The sequence below is a fragment of the Streptomyces sp. NPDC056738 genome (assembly GCF_042790435.1).
In the GTDB taxonomy this organism is placed as follows: Bacteria; Actinomycetota; Actinomycetes; order Streptomycetales; family Streptomycetaceae; genus Streptomyces.
This window is the reverse complement of the sequence record NZ_JBHTZF010000002.1, coordinates 570,714-584,114: the sequence shown is the minus strand read 5'-3', so window position 1 is coordinate 584,114 and position 13,401 is coordinate 570,714. Positions and strand designations below refer to the sequence as shown.

Annotated in this window: 16 protein-coding genes; 9 read left to right on the top strand and 7 right to left on the bottom strand. The window is 72.4% G+C overall.

Annotated features, from left to right (window positions below; translation table 11 throughout):
• The first annotated feature begins 36 nt into the window (after nucleotides 1-36).
• From ACFRIC_RS06325 to ACFRIC_RS06315, 3 genes are all read left to right on the top strand, one after another.
• On the top strand, nucleotides 37-897 hold the full coding sequence (locus ACFRIC_RS06325) for an oxidoreductase (protein WP_382780196.1): 861 nt from the start codon (nucleotides 37-39) through the stop codon (nucleotides 895-897).
• A gap of 128 nt (nucleotides 898-1,025) precedes the next feature.
• Nucleotides 1,026-2,675 carry a serine/threonine-protein kinase gene (locus ACFRIC_RS06320; RefSeq protein ID WP_382780193.1) on the top strand — a complete coding sequence of 550 codons (1,650 nt, stop codon included), beginning with the start codon at nucleotides 1,026-1,028 and terminating at the stop codon, nucleotides 2,673-2,675.
• Nucleotides 2,672-3,331 (top strand): hypothetical protein, encoded by a 660-nt coding sequence (locus ACFRIC_RS06315; RefSeq protein WP_382780191.1) that lies wholly within the window; start codon nucleotides 2,672-2,674, stop codon nucleotides 3,329-3,331. Before ACFRIC_RS06320 ends, ACFRIC_RS06315 begins: the two co-directional genes overlap by 4 nt.
• Before the next feature lie 37 nt (nucleotides 3,332-3,368).
• Here the strand turns inward: ACFRIC_RS06315 and ACFRIC_RS06310 are convergent, their stop codons facing one another.
• Nucleotides 3,369-4,373: a LacI family DNA-binding transcriptional regulator gene (locus ACFRIC_RS06310; protein ID WP_382780188.1), complete on the bottom strand. Its 1,005-nt coding sequence runs from the start codon at nucleotides 4,371-4,373 to the stop codon at nucleotides 3,369-3,371.
• A gap of 186 nt (nucleotides 4,374-4,559) precedes the next feature.
• Between ACFRIC_RS06310 and ACFRIC_RS06305 the strand changes: the two genes are divergently transcribed.
• Nucleotides 4,560-5,450 carry an amidohydrolase gene (locus ACFRIC_RS06305; protein ID WP_382780185.1) on the top strand — a complete coding sequence of 297 codons (891 nt, stop codon included), beginning with the start codon at nucleotides 4,560-4,562 and terminating at the stop codon, nucleotides 5,448-5,450.
• Nucleotides 5,451-5,487: 37 nt separating this feature from the next.
• Nucleotides 5,488-5,988, top strand: coding sequence for a cysteine dioxygenase (locus tag ACFRIC_RS06300; RefSeq protein WP_382780182.1), 501 nt, complete (start codon nucleotides 5,488-5,490; stop codon nucleotides 5,986-5,988).
• A gap of 84 nt (nucleotides 5,989-6,072) precedes the next feature.
• Here ACFRIC_RS06300 and ACFRIC_RS06295 read toward each other — a convergent pair whose 3' ends face one another.
• The 4 genes from ACFRIC_RS06295 to ACFRIC_RS06280 form a co-directional block, all read right to left on the bottom strand.
• Complete coding sequence (locus ACFRIC_RS06295; protein WP_382780179.1) at nucleotides 6,073-6,444, bottom strand: alpha-amylase; 372 nt, start codon at nucleotides 6,442-6,444, stop codon at nucleotides 6,073-6,075.
• 246 nt (nucleotides 6,445-6,690) lie between these two features.
• Nucleotides 6,691-7,182: a hypothetical protein gene (locus tag ACFRIC_RS06290; RefSeq protein ID WP_382780176.1), complete on the bottom strand. Its 492-nt coding sequence runs from the start codon at nucleotides 7,180-7,182 to the stop codon at nucleotides 6,691-6,693.
• 396 nt (nucleotides 7,183-7,578) lie between these two features.
• A complete protein-coding gene (locus tag ACFRIC_RS06285; RefSeq protein ID WP_382780174.1) occupies nucleotides 7,579-7,836 on the bottom strand; it encodes a hypothetical protein in 258 nt (85 codons plus the stop codon).
• A complete protein-coding gene (locus tag ACFRIC_RS06280; RefSeq protein WP_382780170.1) occupies nucleotides 7,823-8,092 on the bottom strand; it encodes a DUF6400 family protein in 270 nt (89 codons plus the stop codon). Before ACFRIC_RS06280 ends, ACFRIC_RS06285 begins: the two co-directional genes overlap by 14 nt.
• A gap of 168 nt (nucleotides 8,093-8,260) precedes the next feature.
• Between ACFRIC_RS06280 and ACFRIC_RS06275 the strand changes: the two genes are divergently transcribed.
• The 4 genes from ACFRIC_RS06275 (at nucleotide 8,261) to ACFRIC_RS06260 (ending at nucleotide 12,458) form a co-directional block, all read left to right on the top strand.
• The gene (locus ACFRIC_RS06275; protein ID WP_382780167.1) at nucleotides 8,261-8,758 is read left to right on the top strand and encodes a lamin tail domain-containing protein; all 498 of its coding nucleotides are present in this window, start codon (nucleotides 8,261-8,263) and stop codon (nucleotides 8,756-8,758) included.
• A 193-nt stretch (nucleotides 8,759-8,951) separates the two neighbouring features.
• The gene (locus ACFRIC_RS06270; protein WP_382780164.1) at nucleotides 8,952-10,694 is read left to right on the top strand and encodes a diacylglycerol kinase family protein; all 1,743 of its coding nucleotides are present in this window, start codon (nucleotides 8,952-8,954) and stop codon (nucleotides 10,692-10,694) included.
• Complete coding sequence (locus ACFRIC_RS06265) at nucleotides 10,695-11,648, top strand: YihY/virulence factor BrkB family protein (RefSeq protein ID WP_382780160.1); 954 nt, start codon at nucleotides 10,695-10,697, stop codon at nucleotides 11,646-11,648.
• Nucleotides 11,649-12,458, top strand: coding sequence for a phosphatase PAP2 family protein (locus ACFRIC_RS06260; protein WP_382780157.1), 810 nt, complete (start codon nucleotides 11,649-11,651; stop codon nucleotides 12,456-12,458).
• Here ACFRIC_RS06260 and ACFRIC_RS06255 read toward each other — a convergent pair.
• Nucleotides 12,451-12,705 carry a helix-turn-helix domain-containing protein gene (locus ACFRIC_RS06255; RefSeq protein WP_382780154.1) on the bottom strand — a complete coding sequence of 85 codons (255 nt, stop codon included), beginning with the start codon at nucleotides 12,703-12,705 and terminating at the stop codon, nucleotides 12,451-12,453. The two genes, ACFRIC_RS06260 and ACFRIC_RS06255, sit on opposite strands and share 8 nt — an antisense overlap.
• The gene (locus ACFRIC_RS06250; protein ID WP_382780149.1) at nucleotides 12,705-13,352 is read right to left on the bottom strand and encodes a DUF2975 domain-containing protein; all 648 of its coding nucleotides are present in this window, start codon (nucleotides 13,350-13,352) and stop codon (nucleotides 12,705-12,707) included. Before ACFRIC_RS06250 ends, ACFRIC_RS06255 begins: the two co-directional genes overlap by 1 nt.
• Nucleotides 13,353-13,401: the final 49 nt, after the last annotated feature.

Genomic DNA, 13,401 nt, shown 5'->3' with positions numbered 1-13,401 from the left:
TACCGGCCCGGCTCGGCAGGACCTAGGGTGGTGGCCGTGACCACTGAACGATGGCAAATCGGCGGCGACTTGGGTGTCGCGCGCATCGGCTACGGCGCGATGAAACTGACCGGCTGGCCCCGGGGCGAGCGGCCGGACCGGGAAACCTCGCTGGCCATTCTGCGGCGCGCCGTGGAGCTCGGGGTGAACCACATCGACACCTCGTACTACTACGCGCGGGACGGGGTGTCGGCGAACGAGCTGATCCGGGAGGCGCTGCACCCCTACCCGGACGACCTGGTGATCGTGACCAAGGTGGGCGCCCTGGTCGAGGGGGCCGACATCGCGCTGCCCGCGGAGCAGAAGACGGGCCTGACGGCCGACAATCTGCGCCGGGGCGTCGAGGCGAACCTCCGCTCGCTCGGCCTGGACCGGATGGACGTGGTGAACCTCCGGATGGGTGATGTCGGCGAGGCGGACGCGACCTCCCTGGCCGAGCCGCTGGAAGCGCTGCTGGCGCTGCGCGACGAGGGGCTGATCCGGCACCTGGGCATCTCCAACGTCTCCGCCGATCAGTTCGCCGAGGCCCGCAAGATCGCACCGATCGCCTGCGTCCAGAACCTCTACAACCTGTCGCAGCGCGATGACGATCCCCTCGTCGACGCCTGCGCCGAGGCCGGTGTCGCCTACGTGCCCTTCTTCCCGGTCGGCGGCTTCCAGCCGGTCACCGCCGAGCACCTGGAGGCCGTGGCGGCACGCCACCGGGCGACCACGCCCCAGGTGGCCCTGGCCTGGCTGCTGGCCCGATCTCCGAGCATCCTGCTCATCCCCGGCACCGGCTCCCTGGCGCATCTGGAGGAGAACATCGCCGCGGGAGCACTCGAACTGACCGCCGAGGACCTCGCCGAACTGGGCTGACGGACACCCGGCGATCCCGTGACCGCCGCCCTGCAACCGAAGCGGCCCCGATCGTGTCTCAGCACAGGACTGGAGCGCGTGGGGACCGGACTGCCGCACGGGCCCCACGTCTCGGGGAGGCATGAGTCATGAGCACATGGGCGGTACCGGGCTACAGCGAGTCCCGCGAGCTCGGTTCGGGGGCGAGCGGTCGGGTCGCGCTGGCCGTGCACGAGGAGACCGGTCATCCGGTCGCGGTGAAGTACCTCAGCGAGTCGCTGCGCACCCGTCCGGGCTTCGTCCAGGAGTTCCGGGCGGAGGCGCGGCTGCTCGGCGGGCTGCGCAGCGACCACGTGGCCGGCCTCTACGAGTACGTGGAGGGACCCGAGGGCGCGGCCATCGTCATGGAGCTGGTGGACGGCGTGTGCCTGCGGGTCCTGCTCGCCCAGCAGGCGCCCCTCGATCCCGAGGCCGCCCTCGTCCTCCTCAAGGGCTCGCTGCTCGGCCTCGCCGATGCCCACCGCGTCGGCGTCGTCCACCGTGACTACAAGCCGGAGAACGTGCTCGTCCGCCCGGACGGCACGTCGAAGCTCGTCGACTTCGGGATCGCCGCCACCGACGGCACGACGGCCGGCATCGCGGGCACACCGTCGTACATGGCTCCCGAGCAGTGGACCGGCGCGCCCGCCTCGCCCGCCGCCGACGTCTACGCGGCGACCGCGACGTTCTTCGAGTGTCTGACCGGCCGCAAGCCCTACACGGGCGAGAACCTCGCCGAACTCGCCCTTCAGCACGTGGACGGGGCCATCCCCGCCGACGAGGTCCCCGAACCGGTCCGCTCGCTGGTCCAGCGGGGGCTCGCCAAGGCACCCGAGCAACGGCCCGCCCACGCCGAGGACTTCGTCGCGGAGCTGGAGGCGACGGCTGGCGGAGCGTACGGCCCGGACTGGGAGGAGCGCGGCCGCCGGCAACTCGCGGCGCTCGTGGCCCTGTTCCTCCTGCTGCTTCCCTCCGCCCCCTCCGTGCCGCGTCACGCCACGGACACCGCGCGCACGATCCTCGCCAGGACTTCGGACCGGCTCCGGGCCTGGCGGCCGAGCCTCCGCTCCCTGCTGGTGTCCGTCGCCGCGCTCGTCGCGGCCCTGCTGCTGACGTACGGCATCGACCGGCACGCCCCGGACTTCGGCACACCCCGCAGGGCCGCCGAGGCACTGGCCACCACCAGCGCGCAGCCGACCGGTGACGGCGGCCCCACCGCGACCGCGGACTCCGGCTCCCCGTCGCCGTCGTCCTCGTCGTCCACGTCGGCCTCGCCCACTCCGTCCGGCTCGGCCACGGACGCCACCGCCGGGCCGACCGCGTCGGCGTCCGCGACCCCCGACGCCTCCGCGTCGGCCACGCTCGCGCCGCCGACGACACCCGCCACGCCGACGGCCTCGCCCACCACCGCCTCCCCGTCGCCGTCCCCCAGCGTCGGCGTCAAGTCCGTCGTGTTCAGCGGTTTCCGGCAGACGGGAACCTCGACGGCGGCGGCGACGGTCACCGTCACGACCGACGGCACCGGGCCGGTCACACTCACGGTCGCCTGGTTCACCGGTGAGGTCAGCGGCCAGGCCGGAACGCAGGACGGGGCGGCGGAGACGTACCGGCGCAGCGGTTCGACCCAGTACACCATCGCCCTCGACCACACGTTCCAGGGAACGGGCTGCTACTGGGGTGTGCAGGGCAGGACCCAGCCCGCCTCCGCCGACGGCGGCGGATGGCAGCAGCTTCTCACCCGGCGGTGCTCGATCGGATGAACCAGAACCAGAGCGCCTCGGGCGCCTCCTCCCCCGACGACGACTACAGCGCGACCGCACTGGCCAGCCATTGGATCCAGCGGCCGGACTCCTCCGACACCCTTGCCCTCACCGGGAGTCCGGCGACGGTCGAGCTGTCCGGCGGCGGGGCCGGGGAGGTCCGGCCCGACCGGGTCGAGGGCACGCTGCTGCGCTTCGGCCCCGGCGTGACCGCCGACACCATGCGCCGGATGGGCCACGTCGCTCCGGCCGCGCCGGTACGACGCCGGACCTGGCGCCGGCACGCGCTGCCCGGCGTGGTGCTGCTGGCCGTCGTCGCCTTCCTCCTGTGGCACCGCGCCACCCCGTCCCTCGGGGTGCACGACGTCACGGTCTCCGCCGCGTCACCCTCCCCCGGCTGCGGCGAGACCACCGACATCACGGCCACGGTGAGCACCAACGGCAGGGCCGGTGAGCTGACGTACCGCTGGGTCCGCAGCGACGGCACCTCCTCGGGCGTCCTGCGCGAGGACCTGACGCGTGATCAGAAGCAGGCCCGCATGCACCTGTTGTGGACCTTCCAGGGCGACGGCCGGTACGCGGCACGTGCCGAGCTGCACCTGCTCTCCCCCGTGCGTCGCACCGTGTCGACGAAGCTCGCGTACCACTGCCCCTGACCGGGCCGGGCACCGCCCGACGGTGCCGGTGCGGCCGTCAGACGGCCACGGCCGAGCCGCGCACGCACATGGAGGGGGCGCACAGGATCGCCTTTCGGCGCGCCCGCTTCCCCTCGATCGCGGACGCGGTCAACCGGGCGGCCTCCGCGGCGATCTGCGTCAGTCCCCAGCCGACCGTGGTCAGCGGCGGCGCGAGGACCCGGGAGACGGGGTGGTCGTCGAAGCCGACCACGGAGACGTCGCGCCCCACGACGAGTGACGCCTCGGCCGCGGCCGCGTACACCCCGTAGGCCAGGGAGTCGGAGAAGCAGAAGACGGCCGTGGCGCGCCGCTCCCCGTCCAGGACCCGCCGCGCGACGACGGTCGCCGCACCCAACTCCTGCGGGCAGGGCACGAGTTCGGCCCGCAGGCCGATGCGGTCCGCCGCCTCGCGCACATAGACGTCGGCGGGCCGGTCGGGCGTACTCGGCCGGGTCGGGGTCAGGACGGTCACCCGGCGGTGGCCGAGACCGTGGAGATACTCCAGGACGGCGTCGATGCCGGCCCGGTTGTCGAAGATGACCTGTCCGGCCGTGCGCGCCCGGCTCAGCGAGTCGCCGACGGCGACGACCGGCAGCGCGTCGGCGATCGCCGACCACTGCTTCGCCGCGGGGTTCACCGGGGACACCACGAGGGCGTCGACCCGCTGGTCGCGCAGTTGCTTGGCGAGGACGAGCTCGCGGTCGGGGTCGCCGCCCGCGTCCAGGATCAGGGCGTAGCGGTCGCCCGCCAGGAGCTCCCGGCCGATCGCCGCCATGAGCTGCTGCTGCCACAGGTCCTGGAGGTCGCCGGCGAGCACGCCGACCATGCTGGTGCGGCCGCTCGCGAGGGCACGGGCGATGGGGTGGGCCTCGTAGCCGAGTTCGGCCGCGGCCTTGCGCACCCGTTCCTCGGTCTCCTTGGAGACATGCTTGCCGCGCAGGGCGTAGGAGACGGCGGCGGTGGAGAGGCCGGTGGCCTCGGCCACCTCCCTGAGGGTGGTGCGCTTCTGAGGCCTGACCATGCCGGAAAGCCTACCGGGCCGTGCCCTCGGCGCGGGCGAGAGCAGGAACGAGTGCAGGGGCGAGTGATTGACAGGGCGCGTTGTTAACCGCTTAAGTTAAGCGCATCACTGAAGCGGTTAACCTTCGCTCCTCAGCGACAACGGCACGGATTCATCAAGGACTTCGGACCCATCGAGGACTTCAGGATGCCCGTCGACGTCCACCAGCACCTCTGGCCGCCGGATCTCGTCGAACTGCTGCGTGCGCGCACCGCGCCGCCGCACCTCGACGGCTGGACGCTGCGCCTGGAGGGCGAGCCGCCCTACGAGGTGGACCCGGCCGACCACGACCTCGGCACCCGGACACGTCTGGCCCTCGCCGACGGTCTGGACCTCGCCCTGGTCTCCCTCTCCGGACCCCTGGGCATCGAGCATCTGCCCGCGGCGGAAGCCGTGCCGCTGCTGAGCGCCTTCCACGACGGGGCGCTCGCCCTGCCCGCGCCGTTCGGCGTGTGGGCCTCCGCCTGTCTGAGCGAACCGGACCCCGAGGCGGTGGAGCGCGAACTGCGCCGGGGCTGCGTGGGACTCCACCTCCCGGCCACCGCGCTCCTGGACGCGGCGGGCTGGCACACCTGCGCTCCGTTGCTCGACGTCCTCAACCGCCTGGGCAAGCCCTTGTTCGTCCACCCCGGCAAGGCGCCACCCGCTCCCGCGGCCCCGCCCTGGTGGGCGGCCCTCGTCCCCTACCAAGCACAGCTCCACGCGGCGTGGTTCGCGTTCCGGGCCTTCGGCCGCGCCCGCCATCCGGGACTGCGCGTCTGCTTCGCCGCACTCGCCGGCCTGGCCCCCTTGCACGGCGAACGGCTCGCGGCGCGGGGCGGCGGCCGGGGCGAGGTCGACTTCGACGTCTTCTACGACACGTCCTCGTACGGCACCCGAGCCGTGGACGCCCTCGTCCGGGCCGTCGGTGTCGACGGCGTCGTCAGCGGAAGCGACCGCCCCTACGCGTCGCCCGTCGTCCCCGACCTGGGAGCGGACGCCGCCGTCCACGCCCTGCGCACCGTCAACCCCGCCCGTCTGCTGCACGGCCACACCTGAGCCGCCCCGCGGACCACCTCTGGAAGGGAGTCCCGCCGTGACGTACTCGTCCCTGCCGGACCGCACGCTCGACAAGCACGAGCTGCGGGAACTCGTCGACGACCTCGCCGCCCGACCCGGGCTGTGGCTGGACCTGATCGCCTTCTCCCACGACGAACGGCACTACGTCTCGCTGCACCGCGACGCGTACGTCGACGTCTGGCTGCTGTGCTGGACCCGGCGGAACGACACCGGCTGGCACGACCACGACATCTCCTCGGGCGCGGTGCGGGTGGTGCAGGGCGTGCTGACCGAGTCCAACCCCCGTATCGGCGGCCGCCATCTGTCCGTCGGTGTCGGTGCGGGCCACTCGTTCTGCTTCGGCCCCGACCACATCCACCGTCTCACCGGCGCCACCGACGACGCGGTCTCCCTGCACGCCTACTCGCCGCCGCTGTGGCGCCTCGGGCAGTACGACATCACCGAGGACGGTCTGATGCGCCGTGTCTCCGTCTCGTACGCCGACGAACTGAGGCCCCTGGACAGCCCGGCAGCGTGACGGCGCGACGGCGTACGGCCGGCGCCGGCCGGAGGCCCGGGCGCGGGGAGACCCCCGCCCGGGCCGGCGCGACGCGCGGCGCCGTCACACGCCGGGCGGTGTGCAGCCGCTCAGCCCGGTGACGTAGTTGAGCTGGGGGCCGTAGCCGGCGAAGGTGGCGATCGCCCGGGGCAGCAGGGTGCGGCACGGCGCGTCCTGGTACTCGGTGTACCGGACGGTGACGTCCACGGTGGTGTCGCAGTCGTTGACGACGGTCGTGTAGCGCCAGTCGCTGTAGTAGTGGACGCAGTCCGGGACGGGGGTCGTGTCGACGGCCTCTCCCATGAGGACGTCCGGTCCGGCGTCGCGCGCGATGGCGGGCGCGCCGGCGGCACCCAGCAGGCCCAGCACGGCGACGGACAGGCCCAGAGCCGCCCTGAGCCCGCGCGGAGGTACGAAGCGGCTGATGGTGAGCATGGAGGCGTCCTTCAGGTCGGCGGATGCGGCGGCCGTGGAGCCGCGGCGCGAGCCACCTTGCAACGCCTGCAAGAATTGCGCAAAGTCATGCAACACCTTTCAGTCGATGGTGAACCCTCAACCGAACAGGTGCCGTTCACGAAATGCCCCGATCCGGGCCTCGCGCCCGCCTCCGGCGCGCCATGTCCGCGGGGCCGGCCCGGTGCGGGCCGGACCGCGACCGGCCGGGAGCGGGCGGGATCGCGGTCAGCCGCGCGATCTGCCCTGGTCGCGCCGGCCCTGCCGCGACTGGGGGCGGCCGGGTCCGCCGGAGCGGCGGCGCGACGGTGCCGGGGGCGCGTCCGCGCTGTTGAAGCCGGGTCCGCTCGGGGCGCTGAAGCCGCCGGGAACCGCGGGAGCGACCGCGGGGGCGGCGGCGGTGGCCGCCGGAGCGGAGGGCGCGGACGGCGTGCGGGTGCGCGGCAGGGCGCGGCCCAGGACGCGGGTGTGCGTCATCAACGGGGCGCAGGCGGCGCACACTTCCATCAGGTTCCACACCTGGGCAATGGCCGGATCATGGCGCAGCACCAGCAGCACGCTGCCCATGCAGTGCACCTGGGTGCCCTCGTGCGCGGCGCACTGCGCCTGCCGGCAGGCGCAGGCGGCGTCCGCGTGCACGGTGGCCGCGCGGGCGTGCGCGCCGATGTGGGCCTCGGCGAAGCGGCGCAGCGCGGCGAGGTCACGGGACCGCGGCGGCATCGCGCAGGGAGAGGAGCACGTGACCGACGCGGTGCGGTCGCTGTGGCCGGAGATGCGGACGGTCCAGGTGCGCCCAGGACGCCGCGCGGCAGGGGATTCTGAGTGTGGGAGGTCCAAGACCGGCAGTCCTTCGGCAGTGGGATGTTCGCGCAGATGCGCATGCAGTTTCTTTACCCGCGCGGGCCGGTCCGTCATCCACCGGTGGGCCGCGAGCGTCTTCGAATCTACGAGCGATGGCGTGCGCGGGCCCGGACTGCTGTCGTGCGGGGCTGTGATCTTCCCACAGGGGCGCGTCGGACGAGTTCGACCCGCCTAGGGCCCTGAGGATAACCCCGGCATGACCTGCTGGTCATCAGGGGTGCGCGGATCCTGTGCCCGCGCCGCCGACCCACCGGGTCAGCGTCCCGGGCGGCGGCCCGTGATGCGGCTCCACACGGATCGGGTGGCGCCGAATCCGGTCTCGTGGACCCAGACGTGGGTGCACGACGGGCACTGCAGGTGGAGCAGGCTTCCGGTGGTGGAGAGCAGGTAGCGCCAGTGGTCGGAGCACGACCGCCGCTGTGCGCAGGAGGCGCATCCGTGACTGTCCGCGCAGTTCGGGCAGGTCACCCACGCCCGCCGGCCGACGTCCGCCTGCGGGTCAAGCGGCAGCACGGCCGTCTCCGCGACGGGGAAGTACGCCGGCCGCGACGAGGTCGTCGTACACGCGCCGCTGCTCCTCGTCGAGCCCGGAGTACAGGAGGGCGTACGCGGCCTCCTCCTGGCGCATGACCTCCATCGGGTCCCAGTCGGGGCCGAGGACGGACAGGACCTGGGCCTGTCGCTGGACCTCCTGGGCGGTGAGGTCGACGGAGAACTCGACCAGCTCGGGGTCGGGGCCGCTGGGGAGCGGGGGAATTCGTGGAGCCATGGGAGAGAACTTAGGTATGCCTTTCTTGTCGGACAAGAGAAGGTAAGCGAAGTCACAGCGGGCCCCTGACCGGAGAGTCTTACGAGTCCCACACAACTCCGTCATTTATTGATCACATCATCGGTATGCTCACGGGGCTTCATCCGCACCACTGAGGGGGGATTCCTCATGCGTATCCGCACTGCCCTGGCCGTCACCGCCGCCGCTGCCGGCACGCTCGCCGCCATCGCCACGGCTCCGGCCCAGGCCACGGAGTATTCGTCCGCGCTGAAGATCAAGGGCGTCCAGTACGACGCGCCCGGCCGTGACTCCAACAGTTGCTCCAGCGGCAACACCAAGAGCGAGTACCTGGTCATCAAGAACTACTCGTCCGGTACGACCGTGAACCTCAAGGGGTACGTCGTCAAGGACGCGACGGGCAACAAGTTCACCTTCCCGGCGAACCACTACCTGGAGCCCGGGGACTCGGTGAAGCTGCGCGGCGGCCACGGCACCGACTCGGACGCCGGCAACGTCGTCTACCGCCAGAACTGCAACTTCATCTGGAACAACGACAAGGACAGCATCTACCTGTACAAGTCGTCCGGCGCCCGTGCCGACGTCCACTCGTACACCAAGTCCGCCAACGACCGTGACGGCAACGGCTACATCACCTACCACGGCTGAGCCGACACAGAGCCGACACACGTCCGCCCCGGGGACGCGACCTCAAGGTCGCGTCCCCGGGGCGGACCTGTTTCCGTCCGGGCGCACGTCGTAGCAGGTCTGTCCGAGGCGATCCGGGGCAGACGGCCGTGGACCCGGGAGGAAGCGCGTCCCGGGCGGACAACGGCCCACCGCGCTGCCCCTGGGAGAACCGATGCCGACCGCCCTACCGGACAGAGCCGCCGGACCAGCCGGCAGCCGCACCGAAGCCTCCGGCTCCCCCCGGTCGTTCGCACTGCCCCGGGGCACCGGCCGCACCGCCGCCCGCATCGCCGCGCTGACGGCGTGCCAGGCGGCCACGATGGTGGGCCTCGGACTGCTGATCACCGGACCCGCCCACGGGCTGTGGCCGCTGACGGCCGAGGACACCGTGAACGAGCGGCTCGAACAGGCCCGCACCGGCACCCTCACCACGCTGTCGTCCATCGCCTCCGAGGCCGGCAACACCCTCACGGTCGTGACCATCACGCTCGCGGTCTGTCTGGGGCTGCTCCTGATACCCCGCCTCCCGATGTGGCGCCAGGCGGTCTTCCTCGCCGTCGCCGTCTCGCTGCAGTCGCTGGTGTTCCTGGCCATCACCGAGTCGGTGGACCGCCACCGGCCGGAGGTGGACCGCCTCGACGCGTCGCCGCCCACGTCGAGTTACACCTCCGGGCACACCGGCGCGGCGACCGCGCTCTACGCGGGTCTGGCGGTTCTCGTGCTCTCCCGCGTCCGCGGGCCGTGGCGCAGGATCGTGGCCGCTCTGCTGCTGCTCCTGCCGCTGCTCGTGGCTGCCGCCCGGCTCTACCGGGGCATGCACCACCCCACCGACGTCCTGGGCGGCCTCACCAACGGCGGGCTGTCCCTGCTGATCGTGGGGCGCGCCCTGCTGGTCGACCCGTCCGTGACCGCGGCGCCCTCCACCGGCGGCACTCCGGCCGCACCGGCCGTCGAGGAGCGTGCGCCCGGCACGACCGCCGTGATCCTCAATCCCACGGTGACCGACGAGGCCCAGCGCGACGAACTGCGGCAAACCCTCGAACGGCACGGCCACCGCGACCCCGTGTTCCTGGAGACCACCGCGGACGATCCCGGGGCGGGACAGACGGCCCGCGCGGTCCGCGAGGGCGCGACCCTCGTGGTGGTCTGCGGCGGTGACGGAACGGTCCGCGCGGTCGCCGACGCCCTGGCCGACAGCGGCGTCCCCCTGGCCGTCGTCCCCTGCGGCACCGGCAATCTGCTGGCCCGCAACCTCGGTCTGCCGCTCTCCCCCGTGGACGCGCTCGAAGCCGCGCTGACCGGCGGTCCGCACCCGCTCGACCTCGCCGCCGTCGAGGGCGACGGCCTGCCCGCCACCCGGTTCACCGCGATGGCCGGGGCCGGACTCGACGCCGCGATGATGGAGCACACCGATCCACGTGCCAAGTCGGCCCTCGGCTGGCCCGCCTACGCCCTGGCCGGCATCGGGACCCTGCGCACGCCCCGGATGCGGGTGACGATCCGGCTCGACGGAGCCCCCGCGTTCCGCCGCACGGCCCGCATGGTGCTCGTCGCCAACGTCGGAACCGTGCAGGGCGGGGTCACGCTGCTGCCCGCCGCCCGCCCCGACGACGGACAGCTCGACCTCCTCGTCCTCGACCCGCGCGGACCGGGCGGCTGGATCCGCGCCATCGGCACACTGCTGCGCGGGCGCGCCACGCCTCCCCGGCCGTCCACCGTGCAGACCCTCGCGGCGGAGGGCGAGGACCACCACGGCGTCCCCGTGGAGTTCTTCACCTTCCGGCGCGCCGAACTCACCTTCGACACACCGCAGTCCAGGGAACTCGACGGTGATCCGGTGGGCCCCGGCCGACGTCTCACCGCCGAGGTCCGCCCCGGCGCCCTGACCGTCCTGCTCCCCTCCAGGGAGAAGTGAATGGGTACCGCGACCAAGGTCCCGGAGACCCACGCCATGTCCGGCGACGAGCTCTCCGCCGACGAAGCCCTCGCGTCGCTGCGCCGCTACGGCGGCTGGCCCCTGCTGCGCGACGCGTTCATCCGGTTCCGCTACGCCGACGGGTTCAGCCATTCCCGCGCGCTCGCCCTTCAGACGGTGCTGGCCCTGATCCCGCTCGCCATCGCGTTCGTGGGTCTGTCCTCGGTCCTGCACACCGAGAACTTCGGCAGGGTCGCCGAACTGACGATCCGCCGGATCGCCGCGGGCCCGAGCGCCGACGTCGTCGACGACGCGCTGCGCCGCAGCCGGCACACCGCGGGCGACGGGGCGCAGGTCGCCCTGTGGTTCGGACTGGCCTTCTCCCTGGTCAACGTGACCACCGCCATGTGCCAGATCGAGCGGGGTGCCAACCGGATCTACGGGAACGAACGCGACCGCGTCTTCCACCGGAAGTACCTGCGCGGCCTGGTCATGTCCCTGAGCGCGGGCATCCCGCTGGGCCTCGGATTCATCCTGATGGTGGCCGGCGGCGACCTGGCGTCCGCGGTCGTGACCGTCTACCACCTCGACGGAGCCGCCAAGACCGCCTGGGATCTCCTGCGTTGGCCCTCCGGTCTGCTCCTCGCCCTCATCTCGGCCAGCGCGATCTTCCGCCGCTCCCCACGCCGCCGCCAGCCCGGCTACACCTGGCTGGTCTTCGGCGCCGCCGTGTACCTGGTGCTGTGGACGGCGCTGACCTGGCTGCTGAGTCTCTACCTCGGGATCAGCGGCACCTTCGACACGGTCTACGGCCCCCTGAGTGCCTTCATGTCCCTCCTCCTCTGGGCCTATCTGACCTCCATCGCCCTGTTCCTCGGACTGTCCTTCGCCGCCCAGCTCGAAGCCTCGCGCGCACGGCGCCCCGGTCCGGTCGAACCCGACCCGGGAGTCTGAATGCCGACGCGCACAACGGTCCGGAAGCTGCGGGAACTGCGGGAGCGCCGACGGACGGCCGACCGCCGCTTCGGCGCCCGGCTGCTCGGCTCGGCCGCGGTGGCCGCGATCACCGCGGTGCCGTTCGGTCTGCTCCTCGTGCTGGTCGAGGGCAGATGGCAGCCCCTGCGCCGACTGGACGCGGGCGCCGCCCGCCGGCTGCACGAGATCGCCCTGGAGCATCCCTCCTGGACCAGTACGCTGCGTTTCCTCTCCGACCGGGTCTGGGATCCGGTCACCTTGCGTACGGCTGTCGCGTTGCTGACGGCGTGGCTCCTGTACCGCCGGGCCTGGCGTCTGGCCGCGTGGTCCGCGGTGACGGCGGTGGCCGGCGGGTTCATCGGGCTCCTGGTGAAGACGGTCGTCGAGCGGGCACGTCCGTCGCTGGAGGATCCGGTGGCTCGGGCGCCGGGGTTCTCCTTCCCCTCGGGTCACGCGATGACGGCCACGACGTCCTTCGCCATCCTGCTGCTGGTCCTGCTGCCGCTCGTGCCGCGTTCCTGGCGCGCGCTGTGCTGGGGCGCCGCGGTGTTCTCCGTCGTCGGCGTCGGGTTCACCCGGGTCGCGCTGGGCGTCCACTGGTTCAGTGACGTGCTGGGCGGCTGGCTGCTCGGCCTGACCGTCGTCGCCCTCACCGCCTGGGCGTTCGAGGCCTGGCGGGCCGACACCGGGAGGCCTCACGCCGACGTCGGTGAAGGCCTGGAGCCCGAACTCACCGACGAGCAGCCCGAAGCCGACGCCCCCGGACCGGGGGAACGGGCCGTCACATGACGGTCCGTCCGGTCCCCTGCCCGGGCGGGCGGTAGCTGAGAAGGTCGCCCGGCTGGCACTCCAGCACCTCGCAGAGCCGGGTCAGCGTGGTGAACCGTACGGCTCTGGCCCGGCCGTTCTTCAGGATCGACAGGTTCACATGGGTGACACCGACCCGGTCCGCGAGCTCCGCCAGCGTCATCCCGCGTTCTTCGAGCAGACGGTCGAGGTGGACCTCGATCGCGTGCTCCTCCTTGTCCTCGGGCATCAGACCGTTCCGTCGAGGTCTTCTCGCATGGCGACGCCGACGCGCATGATCCGTGCGAAGGAGAGGACGCCGAGGCCGGTGAGTATCGCCATGTACGGAGCGTCCCACGAGACGAGCCCGGACAGGGCGCTGACGTCGCCGCCTCGGCTCAGCGAATGGATCAGCGCCTTCTCGCTCAAGGACTCCGCGATCGCGGCGAGCACACTGCCCGCCAGCAGCCACCAGCCCACGCCGCGCAGCCGACGCGCCGTCCGCGCGGTGTAGAGGCCGTCACCCTCGGCTCCCCTGATCAGCCGGAGGACGAGCAGGAGCGCCCCGACGGTGAAGACGAACGAGGGAAGCTGGGTCGCGGTGTTGAGCAGGCCCTGGACCGTGCTGGGATCGCGCGTGCAGAAGCTCGGATGGGCGTCCAGGCTCATCGAGGCCCCCGGCGCCGCCCTGAACCCCATGGGGGACGGCTCGTCGCCGGCGCCCACCGTAGTCGTCGTGTCCGTGACGCAGACCGTCGTGTCCCCGATGCGAAGGACGCTGACTCCGTCCATGAACATCGAACCGAACACGCCAAGGACGGTCACCGCCGCGAACAGCGTCACGATCATCGTGACCGCGCTCGACATCGGCTCCAGTGGATTGCGTACCCTCGCCATGACTCCCCCATATCGATTATCGATGTTATCGAAAAACGATACAGAGGCC

Excerpts from the sequence above, each read along its gene's own strand:
- ACFRIC_RS06320 (WP_382780193.1), top strand. The coding sequence starts at position 1,026 with ATGAGCACATGGGCGGTACCGGGCTACAGCGAGTCCCGCGAGCTCGGT.
- ACFRIC_RS06315 (WP_382780191.1), top strand. The coding sequence starts at position 2,672 with ATGAACCAGAACCAGAGCGCCTCGGGCGCCTCCTCCCCCGACGACGAC.
- ACFRIC_RS06310 (WP_382780188.1), bottom strand. The coding sequence starts at position 4,373 with ATGGTCAGGCCTCAGAAGCGCACCACCCTCAGGGAGGTGGCCGAGGCC.
- ACFRIC_RS06305 (WP_382780185.1), top strand. The coding sequence starts at position 4,560 with ATGCCCGTCGACGTCCACCAGCACCTCTGGCCGCCGGATCTCGTCGAA.
- ACFRIC_RS06295 (WP_382780179.1), bottom strand. The coding sequence starts at position 6,444 with ATGCTCACCATCAGCCGCTTCGTACCTCCGCGCGGGCTCAGGGCGGCT.
- ACFRIC_RS06290 (WP_382780176.1), bottom strand. The coding sequence starts at position 7,182 with ATGCCGCCGCGGTCCCGTGACCTCGCCGCGCTGCGCCGCTTCGCCGAG.
- ACFRIC_RS06280 (WP_382780170.1), bottom strand. The coding sequence starts at position 8,092 with ATGGCTCCACGAATTCCCCCGCTCCCCAGCGGCCCCGACCCCGAGCTG.
- ACFRIC_RS06275 (WP_382780167.1), top strand. The coding sequence starts at position 8,261 with ATGCGTATCCGCACTGCCCTGGCCGTCACCGCCGCCGCTGCCGGCACG.
- ACFRIC_RS06270 (WP_382780164.1), top strand. The coding sequence starts at position 8,952 with ATGCCGACCGCCCTACCGGACAGAGCCGCCGGACCAGCCGGCAGCCGC.
- ACFRIC_RS06265 (WP_382780160.1), top strand. The coding sequence starts at position 10,695 with ATGGGTACCGCGACCAAGGTCCCGGAGACCCACGCCATGTCCGGCGAC.
- ACFRIC_RS06260 (WP_382780157.1), top strand. The coding sequence starts at position 11,649 with ATGCCGACGCGCACAACGGTCCGGAAGCTGCGGGAACTGCGGGAGCGC.
- ACFRIC_RS06255 (WP_382780154.1), bottom strand. The coding sequence starts at position 12,705 with ATGCCCGAGGACAAGGAGGAGCACGCGATCGAGGTCCACCTCGACCGT.
- ACFRIC_RS06250 (WP_382780149.1), bottom strand. The coding sequence starts at position 13,352 with ATGGCGAGGGTACGCAATCCACTGGAGCCGATGTCGAGCGCGGTCACG.